General features: G+C 71.1%; 14 protein-coding genes. 6 read left to right on the top strand and 8 right to left on the bottom strand.

What is annotated here, in order from left to right:
• Positions 1-73 precede the first annotated feature (73 nt).
• From JGS39_RS01740 to JGS39_RS01720, 5 genes are all read right to left on the bottom strand, one after another.
• Positions 74-520 carry a nitroreductase family deazaflavin-dependent oxidoreductase gene (locus JGS39_RS01740; RefSeq protein ID WP_219566788.1) on the bottom strand — a complete coding sequence of 149 codons (447 nt, stop codon included), beginning with the start codon at positions 518-520 and terminating at the stop codon, positions 74-76.
• Positions 521-654: 134 nt separating this feature from the next.
• The gene (locus tag JGS39_RS01735; protein WP_219566786.1) at positions 655-1167 is read right to left on the bottom strand and encodes a GNAT family N-acetyltransferase; all 513 of its coding nucleotides are present in this window, start codon (positions 1165-1167) and stop codon (positions 655-657) included.
• Between the two features lie 28 nt (positions 1168-1195).
• Positions 1196-1711, bottom strand: a complete 516-nt coding sequence (locus JGS39_RS01730) for a DinB family protein (RefSeq protein ID WP_219566784.1) — start codon at positions 1709-1711, stop codon at positions 1196-1198.
• A 41-nt stretch (positions 1712-1752) separates the two neighbouring features.
• Positions 1753-2535 carry a DUF4389 domain-containing protein gene (locus JGS39_RS01725; RefSeq protein WP_219566782.1) on the bottom strand — a complete coding sequence of 261 codons (783 nt, stop codon included), beginning with the start codon at positions 2533-2535 and terminating at the stop codon, positions 1753-1755.
• A gap of 136 nt (positions 2536-2671) precedes the next feature.
• Entirely contained in the window at positions 2672-3397 is a 726-nt protein-coding gene (locus JGS39_RS01720) for a VanZ family protein (protein WP_372456125.1), read from the bottom strand.
• 224 nt (positions 3398-3621) lie between these two features.
• Here JGS39_RS01720 and JGS39_RS01715 point away from each other — a divergent pair, with 224 nt between their 5' ends.
• The 3 genes from JGS39_RS01715 (at position 3622) to JGS39_RS01705 (ending at position 7369) form a co-directional block, all read left to right on the top strand.
• Positions 3622-5151 carry an SDR family oxidoreductase gene (locus JGS39_RS01715; RefSeq protein WP_219566778.1) on the top strand — a complete coding sequence of 510 codons (1530 nt, stop codon included), beginning with the start codon at positions 3622-3624 and terminating at the stop codon, positions 5149-5151.
• A 68-nt stretch (positions 5152-5219) separates the two neighbouring features.
• Complete coding sequence (locus JGS39_RS01710; RefSeq protein WP_219566777.1) at positions 5220-6593, top strand: cryptochrome/photolyase family protein; 1374 nt, start codon at positions 5220-5222, stop codon at positions 6591-6593.
• A gap of 98 nt (positions 6594-6691) precedes the next feature.
• Positions 6692-7369, top strand: coding sequence for a YoaK family protein (locus JGS39_RS01705; protein ID WP_372456124.1), 678 nt, complete (start codon positions 6692-6694; stop codon positions 7367-7369).
• A 216-nt stretch (positions 7370-7585) separates the two neighbouring features.
• Here the strand turns inward: JGS39_RS01705 and JGS39_RS01700 are convergent, their stop codons facing one another.
• Together JGS39_RS01700 and rpmG are read right to left on the bottom strand one after the other, a co-directional pair.
• Positions 7586-7849 carry a type B 50S ribosomal protein L31 gene (locus JGS39_RS01700; RefSeq protein ID WP_219566775.1) on the bottom strand — a complete coding sequence of 88 codons (264 nt, stop codon included), beginning with the start codon at positions 7847-7849 and terminating at the stop codon, positions 7586-7588.
• Between the two features lie 67 nt (positions 7850-7916).
• Positions 7917-8081: a 50S ribosomal protein L33 gene (gene rpmG, locus JGS39_RS01695; protein ID WP_148018267.1), complete on the bottom strand. Its 165-nt coding sequence runs from the start codon at positions 8079-8081 to the stop codon at positions 7917-7919.
• A gap of 218 nt (positions 8082-8299) precedes the next feature.
• On the opposite strand from rpmG, the gene JGS39_RS01690 reads away from it, so the two are divergent.
• Positions 8300-8593 carry an alpha-amylase inhibitor gene (locus JGS39_RS01690; RefSeq protein WP_219566773.1) on the top strand — a complete coding sequence of 98 codons (294 nt, stop codon included), beginning with the start codon at positions 8300-8302 and terminating at the stop codon, positions 8591-8593.
• 324 nt (positions 8594-8917) lie between these two features.
• Entirely contained in the window at positions 8918-10378 is a 1461-nt protein-coding gene (locus tag JGS39_RS01685) for a PP2C family protein-serine/threonine phosphatase (RefSeq protein ID WP_219566771.1), read from the top strand.
• Positions 10379-10473: 95 nt separating this feature from the next.
• On the opposite strand, the gene JGS39_RS01680 is transcribed toward JGS39_RS01685, so the two are convergent.
• A complete protein-coding gene (locus JGS39_RS01680; RefSeq protein WP_219566769.1) occupies positions 10474-11970 on the bottom strand; it encodes a DNA-binding protein NsdB in 1497 nt (498 codons plus the stop codon).
• 231 nt (positions 11971-12201) lie between these two features.
• On the opposite strand from JGS39_RS01680, the gene JGS39_RS01675 reads away from it, so the two are divergent.
• Positions 12202-13341, top strand: a complete 1140-nt coding sequence (locus tag JGS39_RS01675) for an aminoglycoside phosphotransferase family protein (protein ID WP_219566768.1) — start codon at positions 12202-12204, stop codon at positions 13339-13341.
• The last annotated feature ends 73 nt before the right edge of the window (positions 13342-13414 follow it).

Here is a 13414-nt window from a genome sequence, read left to right as displayed (position 1 = left end):
CGCTCGGCCCCACACCTCAGGAGCCGTGCTGGAGCGTATCCCGTCGCCCATTCAGTGCTCGTGCCCGTGGTGTTCAGTGGCCGGCGGCCACCGGTTCCAGCACGAGGACGGGGATCTCCCGGTCGGTCTTCTCCTGGTAGTCGGCGTAGTCGGGGTACGCCTCGACGGCGCGCTCCCACCAGAGCGCCTTCTCGTCGCCGGTCACCTCACGGGCGGTCATGTCCCGGCGCACCGAGCCGTCCTGCAGTTCGGCACGCGGGTCGGCGGTGAGGTTGTGGTACCAGACGGGGTGGCGCGGAGCCCCGCCCAGTGAGGCGACCACCGCGTACGAGCCGTTGTGCTCGACCCGCATCAGGGGTGTCTTGCGGATCTTCCCGCTCCTGGCGCCGAGCGTCGTCAGGACGATGACCGGCATCCCCCGCATGGTCGTCCCCTTCGTCCCGCCCGAGCTCTCGTACTGCTCGACCTGGTCACGGACCTGAGGGGTGGGGCTCGGTTCGTACTCGCCCTGAAGCGGCATGGCAGTTGTCCCGTCGTCGACGTCCGGTCGCGGCGCTCGTCGGCCGCGCCCCCTCATCATGGCTTCAACATCACCGGCCGCCGGAAAACCCCGCTCCCCCGACGTGTCGGTCCGTGCGAACGGTCCGGCCCGGCTCATCCGGTGTCGGTGTACCCCATGGTGCGGTTCATCCCGATGGCGCTGTCGTTCGCCGGATGATGGAAGGTACGGATCCTGCGCACACCGCACACCGCGGCGAACCGCATCCCGAAGGTCTTCATGGCGACGGAGACGCCCCGGCCCCGGTAGGAGGCCCTCACCCCGGTCATCTCGTTGAAGAGGAAGTCCTCGTGGCGGGAGGTGGCCGCCATACCGATCCAGTCGTCGCCGTCCAGCGCGAGCACGACGCCGCGCGGATCGTACGAAGGTGCGTCGAAGCGGCGGGTGCAGAACTCCTCGTACGAGAAGAACTCGCCCCGTTCCGGGATGTCGGCCGAACACTCCTTGTTGAGCTTGTACAGCGCGCGCCGGTGCTCCGGGGTGTCGCCCAGTTCGGCGAGCGTCGTCAGACGGATGCCCTCGTCCAGGCACCTGGTCACGTACGCCTCGAACCGGTCCGCGTCGAATGCGTTCAGGTCGAGCTCCAGCCTCACCCACTGGTCAACCATGGCGTCGTCCTCCGTCCGTCCGTCCGCCTCAGTCCCCGGTCACTCCGTCCAGGCGCTCGCGCACCAGATCGGCGTGGCCGATGTGGCGTGCGTACTCGCCGATCATGTGGACGTGCACCAGGCGCAGCGAGAAGACCTCGCCGTTGTGGACGAACGTGTCGTCGAACGACGCAGCGGCGATGATCTCGTCCGCCAGGCGGCACTCCTCGACCAGCCGGGCGTAGTCCTCGGCGGCCCGGGCCGGATCGAGGTCCTCGAAGTCCGCGTCCTTGCCCTTCTCCGGGTCGTACATGGGGGCGAGATCCTGGCCGGCGAACCGCTGCCGGAACCAGGTGCGTTCGACCTTGGCCATGTGGCGGAGGAGTCCGAGCAGGGAGAGGTTCGACGGCGGGGTGGTCCGCTCGGCAAGCTGCTCGCCGGTCAGGCCGGCGCACTTCTGGAGAAGGGTGGCCCGGAACCATCCCAGGTACCCGGTGAGCATCTCCCGCTCGGCGGCCACGAGCGAACCGTCGGTACGGGTGGTTTCAGGTGCTGTCCATGTCATCCGACGATCATGCCGGTCGAGCCACGGTTCGCACGAGTGTTTTACGCGTGCATCCCGTAATCCGTGTCGTCGGACGACGAGCTGGTCACGGAGGTCGTGATGCTGCCGATGAGCCCGACGACGAGGAAGAGGACCAGCAGCGCCTTGCCCGCGGTGCTCATGACCAGGGGCCTGGTCGCCGAACGCCCCTGCTGTTCCGGGACGGAGAGCGCGTCCTCGCCGAAGAAGCCCTTGGGGTAGGCGGGGCTGAGCATCGTCACGTAGGCGGACACACGCGTCTCGTAGCGGAGGGTGGCCGCCGTGGCTTCGAAGAGCGGTCGGGGCATGCGTCCGAGGACCAGGGTGATGATCCACCACACGATCGCCAGCGCCCACCACCCGTACGTGGCGAGGCTCTGCACGATGGCGGCGGGGATCACCAGGATCAGCCGGAAGAAGACGGCCAGCCGGTTGAGCTGGGTCGGGCGGACGTCGATGCGGACCGGATAGGCCGGCGGCTGGGTCAGGGTGAACGGCGGGTAGCTGTCGACGAGGAGCATGCTGCTCGCGGCGACCCTGGTGCGGTAGGCGAGGGTCGCCGCGAGGAAGCGGAAGGCGGGTTCGGGCAGCCGTCCCAGGACGAGGGCTGCGAACCAGCCGAACACGACGGTGAAGAACGCCGCGATCTCCAGGAAGAACAGCACGATGAAGTGCGGGATCAGCAGGAGCAGACGGAACAGCACGGTGAGACGGCGCTGCCGGGCCGGCTCGATGATGTCCAGCACCGGCAGGAACTCATCGGCGTCCGCGGCCCTGCGCCCCGGACTCCACTGCGCGTCGGCCATGTCGCTCCCCTTCGGCGGGTGATCCGTACGCCGGCGGGACAGTGCGGCGTCATCTCACGCTGGGACCACCCGGGGCTGCCTGCAATCGGCGACGGGCCGATCGAGTGTCCGCCGGCCTTCCCGCTGCTGCGCCGGGTCAGCTCTTACGGTCGCGCCCGCGGGTGAGGCGCGCGCGTACGTCCTGCCGCACCCTCGTCCAGGACGTGGCCGCCCGCCCGGTTCGCTTCCCGGTCGGCCTTCCGGTCGGCTTCCCGGTCGGCTTCCCGGTCGCCTTTCCGGTCGCCTTCCCGGTCGACTTCCCGGTCGACTCTCCGGTCGACTCTCCGGTCGCCTTCCCGGTCGACTTCCCGGTCGCCTTTCCGGTCCTCGGGCCGTCGGGCTTGCTCCGCCGGGCCGGGACCGGGACGGGCTCGCGCCACGGTTCGGCCGCCAGCACGTGATAGCGGTGGCTCAGACGCCGCCCCAGCACCAGATAGCCGAACAGTGCACCCGCCGTGTTGAGAATGACGTCGTCGATGTCGAAGGCCCGCCCGGCGACCAGCGCTCCCTGGACGAGTTCGACGACGACGATGACCAGAACGGTCAGCAGGACCATGCGGATCATGCGCAGCCGTCGTGGCACGAGGACGGGCAGCAGCACGCCGAACGGCATGCCCAGCACGATGTTGCCGCCGCCCTGCTTGCACGCGGCGAGGAAGGTGTAGTCCTCGGCGTACTGCCGCAGCGAGCGTCCGGGGTGGAGGTTCGACGTGACGAGATCCTCCGATGCGGGCGAGGGTGTGAGTGTCACCTTCGCCAGCACGACGGAGAACCCGACCATGGCCAGGATGACCGCCACCAGAATGGTGACCTGAAGCAGCACATGACTCCATGCCCTGTGCCGTGTCCCGTTGTGCGCGTCTCTTCCCGCCTCTGCGTCCATGGGCGACAGATGCCCCCGACCGGCCGCAGCACACCTGCCACCTGCGCGCCGGCCGCCGGCACCGGCGTGGTGCGACGCGGGCTGGCGCGGGCCAGACTGACCGGACGTGCGGGCACGCGAACGGCCCGGCGGACACGGCTGGACGAAACCGATCCGGAGATCTCATGACGAGCGACCGCGGGAATCAGTCTCTGCACTGCCTGGTCACCGGCGCCACCGGTTACATCGGTGGGCGTCTGGTCCCGGAGCTGCTCGCGGCGGGGTACCGGGTGCGCTGCCTGGCGCGCAGCCCGGAGAAGCTGCGGGACTACCCGTGGGCGGGTGAGGTGGAGATCGTCCGCGGCGACGTCACCGACGCGCGGTCGCTCGCCCCCGCGATGCGGGACATCGACGTGGCCTATTACCTGGTGCACGCCCTGACGTCCGGCGGTGGTTTCGAGGAGACGGACCGCAGGGCGGCCACGGTCTTCGGCGAGCAGGCGAAGGAGGCGCGGGTCGGCCGCATCGTCTACCTCGGCGGACTCACCCCGTCCGGCGTACCGGAAGAGGAGCTGTCACCCCATCTGCGCTCGCGGGCCGAGGTCGGCAGGATCCTGCTGGCGTCCGGCGTCCCGACCACCGCGCTGCGGGCCGCCGTCATCATCGGATCCGGTTCGGCCTCCTTCGAAATGCTGCGCTATCTGACGGAGCGGCTGCCCGTCATGGTGACGCCGAGCTGGGTGTCCACCCGGATCCAGCCGATCGCGGTCCGGGACGTGCTGCGCTTGCTGGTGGGCAGCGCCCGGATGCCGCGTGAGGTGAACCGCACCTTCGACATCGGCGGGCCCGACATCGTCACGTACCGCGAGATGATGCAGCGGTACGCGGAGGTCGCGGACCTTCCGCGCCGGCTGATCCTGCCCGTGCCGATGCTGACACCCCGGTTGTCCAGCCACTGGATCGGGCTGGTCACACCCGTACCGCGGTCGATCGCCCGCCCGCTCGCCGAGTCGCTGCGGTACGAGGTCGTGTGCCGGGAGCACGACATCGCCGCCTACGTTCCCGACGGCCCCGGGCACCCTTTCGACCTCGACAAGGCACTGCGGCTGGCACTGCAACGGGTCCGGGAGGCCCGGGTCACCACCAGGTGGTCGTCCGCGTCGGTCCCCGGAGTGCCCAGCGACCCGCTGCCCACGGATCCCGACTGGGCCGGCGGCAGCCTGTACACGGACGCCCGCCGGTGCGATGTCGACGCGTCCCCGGAGGCACTGTGGCGGGTCGTCGAGGGGATCGGCGGCAAGCACGGCTGGTATTCGTTCCCGCTCGCCTGGGCGGTGCGCGGGTGGCTCGACCGGCTGGTGGGAGGGGTGGGTCTGCGACGCGGACGGCGGGACACCGACCGGCTGCGGGTGGGCGATTCACTGGACTTCTGGCGCGTCGAGGAGATCGAGCCGGGCCGCCTGCTGAGGCTGCGGGCGGAGATGCGGCTGCCTGGTCTGGCGTGGCTGGAGATGGCTGTGGAGCCCGACGGCCGGAACGGGTCGCGTTACCGTCAGCGGGCCCTGTTCCATCCGCGCGGGCTGCTCGGTCACGCGTACTGGTGGAGTGTGTGGCCCTTCCACTCCCTCGTCTTCGGTGGGATGGCCCGCAACATCGCCCGTACGGCGGCGGACCTCCCGTCACCCGAACCGGGGAGCGCGGCGGTGTCGCCCTGACCGTGCGCCCGCGGACGGTCCCGGGGACGGCAGCATGGCAGTTTCCCGGCCTCCCCAGGAGTTGCACCATGACCGTAGCGGTCGTCCTGTTCACTTCCGACCTCCGGCTGCACGACCACCCGCCCCTACGGGCGGCCCTTGCCTCCTCGGACGAGATCGTGCCGCTGTTCGTCCGCGACAGCGGGATCGAGGAGTCCGGGTTCGCCGCCCCGAACCGTCTGGCTTTCCTCTCCGACTGTCTCCGCGACCTGGACGCCGGGCTGCGTGAGCGGGGCGGCCGGCTGTTGGTCCGCTCGGGCGACGTCGTCGGGGAGGTGGGCCGGATCGTCTCGGAGACCGGTGCGGCGGACGTCCATGTCGCGGCCGGCGTCAGTGCCTACGCGCGTCGGCGTGAGGAGCGGCTGCGCGAGGCCCTGGAGTCCGGCGGCACGCGGCTGCACGTCCACGACGGCGTGGTCACCGCCGTCGCCCCCGGTGCCGTGACGCCTGCGGCGTCCGACCACTTCGCCGTGTTCACGCCGTACTTCAGGCGCTGGTCGGCGCAGCGGGTACGGGATGCATTCGCCGCGCCCCGCACCGTGCGGGTCCCGGACGGCCCGGGGTCCGAGAAGGTGCCGGCCCGCGGCGCGGTGTCCGGGGTGTCGGAGGGCCTGGCCGAGGGCGGTGAGCGGCAGGCCCGCAAGCAGCTGACCGCATGGCGGCGCCACGGGCTCGCGGGGTACGAGGAAGGTCACGACGACCTGTCCGGCGACGCCACGTCCCGGCTGTCGCCACATCTCCACTTCGGCACCCTGTCCCCCGTCGAACTCATCCACCGGGCCCGCTCCGCCGGCGGTGCGGGGGCCGAGGCCTTCGTCCGGCAGCTGTGCTGGCGCGAGTTCCACCATCAGGTCCTCGCGGCCCGGCCCGCCGCGTCCCGCCAGGACTACCGCACCCGGCACGACCACTGGCGCTCCGGGGCGGACGCGAGCAAGGACGTGGAGGCCTGGCGGCAGGGCCGCACCGGCTACCCGGTGGTCGACGCGGCGATGCGCCAGCTGCGCCACGAGGGATGGATGCACAACCGCGGGAGGCTTCTCACCGCGGGCTTCCTCACCAAGACGCTGTACGTGGACTGGCGCATCGGCGCACAGCACTTCCTGGACCTGCTGGTCGACGGCGATGTGGCCAACAACCAGCTGAACTGGCAGTGGATGGCCGGCACCGGGACGGACAGCCGGCCCAACCGGGTCCTCAACCCCGTGGTTCAGGGCAAACGGTACGACCCGGACGGCAGCTATGTCCGCCGCTGGGTGCCGGAACTGGCCGCGGTGTCCGGGGCCGCCGTGCACGAGCCGTGGAAGCTGCGGGGGCCGGCGCACGACCGGCCGGACTATCCGCAGCCGGTGGTGGAGCTGGCGGACGGGCTGGCCCGCTTCAGGAAGGCGCGCGGCCTGGACTGATGGCCGTGTGTGCGGGCGTGCAGCCCCGGTGCCGCATCCGCCGCGCCGCGCCGCGAGCAACACCGTACGGCCGGACGGACGGCGGCGAGGATGCTGTCGTGCCGACTTCCCCCGCATCCGCCGAACCGGCCGCCCGCGACACCGCGGACGGTCCCCGCGCCCACGCGGCGCTGTTGCTGCTGTCGGCGGCCTCGGGGGCGGCGGACGCCTTCGTCTTCATCTGCGTCGGCCAGGTCTTCGCCGGCGTGATGACGGGCAACCTGGTACTGCTGGGCGCCGCGGCCGCGGGTGCGGGCGAGGAGTCGGTCGTGCTGCGCGTGGTCACCGCGCTGGTCTCGTACGGATGCGGGGTGGCCTGGGGCGCCGTGGCGGGTGAGCGGACGTGGTGGCGGCTGCCCGTCATGCTGCTGGCCGAGGTGGTGCTGCTCACGGCCGGCGCCGTGCTGTGGGCGTGCGGCCTGATCACGTCGGACGCGGACCGGCTGGGTCTCCTGGTCGTCATGGGGCTCGCGATGGGCATCCAGGGCCGTGTCCGGGCGACGCCCACGAACTACTTCACCGGAACGCTGACGTCCCTCGTCGGGCGGCTGGCCCTCGGGTCGTGTCGTCCGGGTGACGGCTGGGTGGCCGGCCGGCTGCTCGCGGTCGTGGCGGGCGCGGCGTCGGCCGCGCTGACGGTGCGCCTGTGGCCCGCGTCCGGTGCCGTGGCTGCGGCGGGACTGGCGGCCGCGGCGCTCCTCGTCGAAGCGGCCGGGCGGCGGGCCGTCCGGGCGTAGGTCGGGCACGCCCCGGACAAGGGGAAGCCCCGGCCGGATCGGGGGATTCCAGCCGGGGCGGTTCTGGTGTGGGCGCTCAGCGCGTCATCCACGTATAGGTGAACGATAAATCATCTGACCGCGTTCCCGGGAATCCGCAGCCCGGACTGTGATCCAGAGCACGGACGCCCGGTCGCGAGGACACGGCCTCGCTCACCGGCCACGAGGACCGCGGCTTCACTCCCCGGTGGCGGGCACTCCGCTGCCGTAACGGCGGTTGAACTGTTCGATCCGGCCGGCCTGGTCCAGCACCTGACGGGTGCCCGTGTAGAACGGGTGACTCGCCGACGAGGTCTCCACGTCGATGACGGGGTAGCTCCGGCCGTCCTCCCACGTAACCCGCTGATCGGAGTCCGCGGTGGAACGGGTGAGGAAGGCCGCTCCGGCGGCGCGGTCGCGGAAGACCACTGGACGGGAGGCGGGGTGGATTCGGGACTTCATGGACATTCCTTCCCTGGTACGAGAACGGACGGACGGCAGGGGCCGTCCGGCAGCGGCCGGCGGACGGTCAGCGTTCCTCGCGGAACAGAACGTGCAGGCCGGCGGCGGGGTCGTACTTGCGCAGCACCAGACGGTCGGGGTTGTTGCGGCGGTTCTTGCGCGTCACATAGCTCCGACCGGTTCCGGCGGTCGAGCGCAGGGTGACGACGGGACGGGTCTCACTGCGGGCCATGGGCACCTCCGGGCTCCTGTACCGATCCCACTCTTAGTGGTAACGGGATTCGTTTTCGTTCTGCTCGTGCAACGCGGGCGCACCCCGGCGCATTCCCGGACCGCCCACCACCTCCCACCGGGCGCCCGAGCACCCTTCGGCGGCCGTCACGCGGGGCCGCCACGCTCGTTGACCGCTGTGCCCGGCAATTCAGCCGGCCTCCCCCAGGAACGTGAGCCATGCGCCTGAAGAACACCCTGACCACTCTCGCGGCCACCGCGATGATCACAGCCACCTGCATGACCGCGGCAGGCCCCGCGGCGGCCGCCGGCGACACCGCGCCCGCCTGCGTGGCGCGCGACGTCATCAAGCAGAACAAGACGGCCTGGACGACCAACAACTGCGGCCGGAACATGCACATCCAACTGGTGATCAACAACGGCCCCGACAGGAGTTGCTGGACCACCTCGCCCGGCGAGACCCTCGAGTGGAAGTGGAAGATGGGCTCGTACGGCCGCATCGCCCTCTGCTGACACCACGGAGACGGTCATCACCCCCGGAGCCCCCGCCCAGGCGGGGGCTCCGGCCCGCATATGCCCGCACACGGCCCGCGCGCACCGCGCGAGGACGGCGCACACGGGCGCACATCAGCCATCGAGCGCCGGGTGACTTGCATCAACGCCCGCAGACAGCAAGGGTGTTCGACGGAATCGGGTTCCGATCAGCCGCTGACATATGCCGGACGCAAGAACGCCTCGAGTGTTGCCAAACCCCTTACGGGCTCGTGTCGGCTGTGCCACAGTCGTATCCGGTCCACCCTCAGACCTGGTTGTACCGCGCCTGTATCGGAGTACGACATGCCGCCCCACCCGCCTGCGGACCGCCCCGCCCCCCACCCGTCCGAAAGTGCTGCCGTCGACGCGTTGATCAACCGGACGCACCGGCTGCGGGGAGACGTGGACGCGGTGCGGCGTGACACCGTCCTCATCGACGAGGACGACCCGCAGCTGCGCTGGCAGCGTGCACTGTGCGATCTGGCGGTCCATCAGCTCGATGATCTCGGCGCACATCTGGGACAGCTCAGGCAGGGGCTGCCCTCCGGGGCCGCGGAACAGTTCGCAGCCGGGGCGGCCCAGCCCGCCCGCCAGGCCCCGCCCGCCGGCGAGCAGCCGGGTTCGCTCATCGGCCGGGTGGGCAGCGCCGAATGGAATCTGCTGACCGACGAGGTGAGCTGGTCGGACGAACTGCTCCAGATCTTCGGCCGCACACCCGGGGCCGGACCGCTCTCCCTGGACGACCTGCCCTCCGTGCTCCTGCCCGAGGACCAGCCGCTGCTCACGGCCCTGGTGACCGACTGCCTGGTCGACGGCAAACCGATAGACGGCGAGTTCCGCATCCTGCGCACGGACGGGCAGTTGCGGACCCTTCACATGATGGGCGAACCCGTCCTCGACGCGGACGGCTGCACGGCCTCCATGTGGGCGGTCCTGCGCGATGTCAGCGCGCTGCGCCGCAGCCAGCAGGTGGTGCACCGCACCCAGGACTCGCTCGAGCGGCAGCAGCACATCGCCAGGACCGAGCGCCGGATGGCCGTGGAACTGCGGGAGGCCGTGCTTCCCCCGTGGCGGGGCTCGCTCACCCTCCCCGACCGGGGGCCCGGGTCGCTGGACATCGCGGCCCACTACCTGCCGTCGGATTCCAGCGCCCTGATCGGCGGCGGCTGGTACGACGCGATGCAGCTTCCGGACGGCCGTTCGCTGCTCGCCGTCGGCGATCTGACCGGTCACGGCATCCAGGCGACCTCCGCCATGGCGATGATCCTGGGCGCGCTGCGCGGCATGGCGGTGGCCGGGATCGAACCCGGAGCCCTGATGGGGCACCTCAACCAGTTACTGCAGACATCGATCCAGCCCGCACTGGGCAGCGCGGTGTGCTGCCGGTTCGACCCCGCCACCCGCAGGCTGGACTGGGCACAGGCCGGGCACCCGGCGCCCCTGCTCTTCCGCAACGGCGTCGGGCGCCCGGTACCCCCTCCGGACGGAGTGCTCCTCGGAGCGGCGTCCGGGGTCGCGTACGAGCAGGACGAAGTACACCTGCTGCCCGGCGACGTGCTGGTACTCCACACCGACGGGCTGGCCCGGGGCACCGGGAGCATGCACAACGGTCTCCGCCCGGGCACGGAAACGCTGCTCGGACTCGCGCCGCGCTTCGCCGAGGCCCGTACGGCGCAGGAATGCGTACGCACCGTCGCCGAGGAGTTCGGCGGCACCGAGCGACTGGACGACGCGTGCGTGCTGATCGCTCGCATCGGCGCGTAGCCGCATCGATCTGGAAGGACGGGCGCTGAAGGGGACGACGGCATTCCCACGGGGCGCCTCATCCTGACAGCGTCTCGTCCTCGTGCCGCCAAGGATCAGATCTCCGAACTCCTGGGCCTCTTGATGACGGAGCTCTGGGGCAGCGAGAGCTGGATCTCCGCACGCAGGTCCTCGATCTTCGCGTAGCCCGCGAACTGGCCCGTCAGCCGGTACATTTCGCGCAGCCGGTCCCAGGTGCGGTGCGAGGAGGTCTCCCCCATCGTCACCAGGGCCAGTCGTGCGTAGCGGTCGGCCTGCTCGGGGTCGTCTGCGATGAAGCAGGCCGAGGCGAGCGAGATGTAGTCGAAGATCTTCGACCGCTGGCGTCCGTTGACCCGCAGTTCCAGCGCCTGCTTCGCGTGGCGCTGTGCGATGACGGCGGCCGAGGGGTCGTGCTCGGCCAGCGTGCGGAACGCCAGGGCCTGCATGCCGTGCAGATCGGCCTCGTCGAACATCTGCATCCAACTAGGCGGTGGCACATCGCCCTTGTCCGAGATGAAGAGCTCTTCCGCCCGGCCCAGGGTGCGCCGCATGGCCTGCCCCCGGCCCATGGACGCCTGCGCCCAGGCCTCGATGGTGTGCAGCATCGCCTGGGTTCGTGGCAGGACCATGTCGCCCGATCCGGACTTGGCGAGTTTCATGAGGTCGAGTGCGTCGTCGGGACGGCCCAGGTGGACCATCTGCCGGGCTGCCCGGGAGAGCGCCTCGCCCGCCCGCGGGCGGTCACCTCCCTCACGCGCGGCGTGCGCGGCGATGACGAAGTACTTCTGGGCGGTGGGTTCGAGACCGATGTCGTGGGACATCCAGCCCGCGAGCACGGCGAGGTTGGCGGCGACGCCCCAGAGGCGGCGCTGCAGGTGGTCGGGGTGGCGGTAGGCGAGCATGCCGCCCACCTCGTTCAGCTGGCCCACCACTGCCTTGCGCTGGAGGCCTCCGCCGCGGGAGGCGTCCCAGGCGCGGAACACCTCCACGGAGCGTTCCAGCGCCTCGATCTCCTCCGAGCCGATGGGCGCGGCCTCGTACCGGTCGTATCCGGCCGGGTCCGCGTGCACGGGATCGTCGATACGTGGGGCGTCGGCCGCCAGTACGGGGTCGGTGTGCAGCCAGTCGTGCATGGGGCCGGCGATCGTGGAGCCGGCGGCGAGCGCGGCACCCGCGCTCACCAAGCCGCGTCGGTTGAGCATGAGGTCCATTCCCGTGAATTCGGTGAGGACCGCTGCCGTCCGCTCGGGCGCCCACGGGAGTTGGTCGGGATTGTCATCCGTCCCGGCCTCTCGCCGTTTCCCCACACGCCCGCGTCGGCCGAACCCGAGGTCCTCGATGGTCACGACACGACCGAGCCGCTCGGTGAACAGGGCTGCCAGCACTTCGGGCACCGGATCGCGCGGGGACTCCCCCATGTCGATCCATCGCCTCACGCGCGAGGTGTCGGTGGCCAGTTGGGGGTGGCCCATGGCCGCCGCCTGCCTGTTCACCATTCTCGCGAGTTCGCCCTTGGACCAGCCGGCAAGGCCGAACAGGTCGGAAAGGCGGGTGTTGGGTTCTCCGGTCACGTCAAGCCCCCAGGTTCTCGGCTGTGTTGACAGTAACCCCCTGTCAGATGCCCTGCGACTATTCGCCAGCCTTCGCCAGGGGGCGCCATGTTCTCTGCCACCGGCACGCCGGTGTCAGGTAGGAGTGCGCCACCCCGCCCGGCAGCCCTAGGTACTCCCCAGGGTGCCGAACGGCCGCCGGCCGGGGCGGCGCACGCAACTTGTCGGCGCACGAAGGGATCTGTCTCGCCCATGTACACAGCATCGTCCTCCGTGTCCGCCCCGCCCCGGCCGCTGCGTCCCCTGGGAGCGGGTGGCGGACCGTATCTCGACCCCCGCGCCGCCGTCCCCGCGCCCGGCATCGGCCGGACCCGGCGCGTGGCAGGGCCGGGCGCCCCCTCGCTCAGCGGAAGACTGGACCTGTCCGGTCCGCAGGGTGCTCAGCTGAGGATGGCGATCGCCTCGGTGCACCGGATCTGCCCGGAGTTCAACCCGGTACAGGTACTGCGGCGCAGCGGCCGTTCGGTGCTCCTCGTCGGTACCACCGGCCGCGCGACCGCGGTCGCCAAGTGTTTACTGGACCACTCCCCCGCGTGGTCGGAGCGGTTCCGCCACGAAATAGCGGCATACCGGGCGTTCGTCCGGCACCGCCCGCCGGTCCGGGTGCCCCGGCTCATCGCAGCGGATCCGGAGAACTGCACCCTGGTCATCGAGCGGATGCCCGGGCGGGTGGCGGCGCTGACCAGGCACCCGTCCGAGGCCCCGCCGCGGGCGGATCTGCGTGCGGTGCTCGGCGCGGTCAGCAGGGTCAACGCCTGGCGTCCGCCGGGCGGTCTGTTCGACGCCCCGCTGGACTACGCCGCACGGATCGCGCGCTATCACGAGCTCGGTCTGTTCACCGACCGCGATCTGGGGGACCTGCAGAAGCTCCTGCACGGCCTCGCTCACGCCGGCGGCCGCCAGGGCATGGGGCAGTTCTGCCACGGTGACGCGCTGCTCTCCAACATCCTGCTGTCGCCCACCGGTCCGGTACTGGTGGACTGGGAGCACGCAGGCTGGTACCTGCCGGGCTACGACCTGGCGACGCTCTGGGCGGTTCTGGGTGACGCGCCGGTGGCGCGGCGTCAGATCAGCCAGCTGGCCCAGGTCGCGGGCCCCGCCGCGCGGGACGCGTTCCTGGTCAATCTGATGCTCGTGCTGACGCGGGAGATCCGTACGTACGAGACGGCCCTGCAGCGGGCCATGCGGGACACCAGCGCACCGGCCCGGACCGGGCAGGAGCGTCCGGGTGCGCTCTCCTCGGGTGAGGAGCAACGGCTGCTGCTGCGCCGCCTGCACGACGACTGCGCCATGGCGCGGAGTGCGGTTCGAGCCGCGGTCGGCACTCGCTGACCTGTCCGACGGGGATGCGCGCTGCGGGTCCGGTGCCGACACACCGGGCCCGCAGCGCGCTGTTGTGCTGCCC

It is taken from the genome of Streptomyces poriferorum (genome assembly GCF_019399235.1).
GTDB lineage: Bacteria > Actinomycetota > Actinomycetes > Streptomycetales > Streptomycetaceae > Streptomyces > Streptomyces poriferorum.
This window is presented reverse-complemented; position numbering and strand designations above follow the sequence as displayed.

What these genes read in the sequence shown, in the direction of transcription:
- rpmG (WP_148018267.1), bottom strand. Translation starts at nt 8,081, where the DNA reads ATGGCCCGCAGTGAGACCCGTCCCGTCGTCACCCTGCGCTCGACCGCC.
- JGS39_RS01740 (WP_219566788.1), bottom strand. Translation starts at nt 520, where the DNA reads ATGCCGCTTCAGGGCGAGTACGAACCGAGCCCCACCCCTCAGGTCCGT.
- JGS39_RS01675 (WP_219566768.1), top strand. Translation starts at nt 12,202, where the DNA reads ATGTACACAGCATCGTCCTCCGTGTCCGCCCCGCCCCGGCCGCTGCGT.
- JGS39_RS01715 (WP_219566778.1), top strand. Translation starts at nt 3,622, where the DNA reads ATGACGAGCGACCGCGGGAATCAGTCTCTGCACTGCCTGGTCACCGGC.
- JGS39_RS01730 (WP_219566784.1), bottom strand. Translation starts at nt 1,711, where the DNA reads ATGACATGGACAGCACCTGAAACCACCCGTACCGACGGTTCGCTCGTG.
- JGS39_RS01710 (WP_219566777.1), top strand. Translation starts at nt 5,220, where the DNA reads ATGACCGTAGCGGTCGTCCTGTTCACTTCCGACCTCCGGCTGCACGAC.
- JGS39_RS01700 (WP_219566775.1), bottom strand. Translation starts at nt 7,849, where the DNA reads ATGAAGTCCCGAATCCACCCCGCCTCCCGTCCAGTGGTCTTCCGCGAC.
- JGS39_RS01735 (WP_219566786.1), bottom strand. Translation starts at nt 1,167, where the DNA reads ATGGTTGACCAGTGGGTGAGGCTGGAGCTCGACCTGAACGCATTCGAC.
- JGS39_RS01725 (WP_219566782.1), bottom strand. Translation starts at nt 2,535, where the DNA reads ATGGCCGACGCGCAGTGGAGTCCGGGGCGCAGGGCCGCGGACGCCGAT.
- JGS39_RS01685 (WP_219566771.1), top strand. Translation starts at nt 8,918, where the DNA reads ATGCCGCCCCACCCGCCTGCGGACCGCCCCGCCCCCCACCCGTCCGAA.
- JGS39_RS01690 (WP_219566773.1), top strand. Translation starts at nt 8,300, where the DNA reads ATGCGCCTGAAGAACACCCTGACCACTCTCGCGGCCACCGCGATGATC.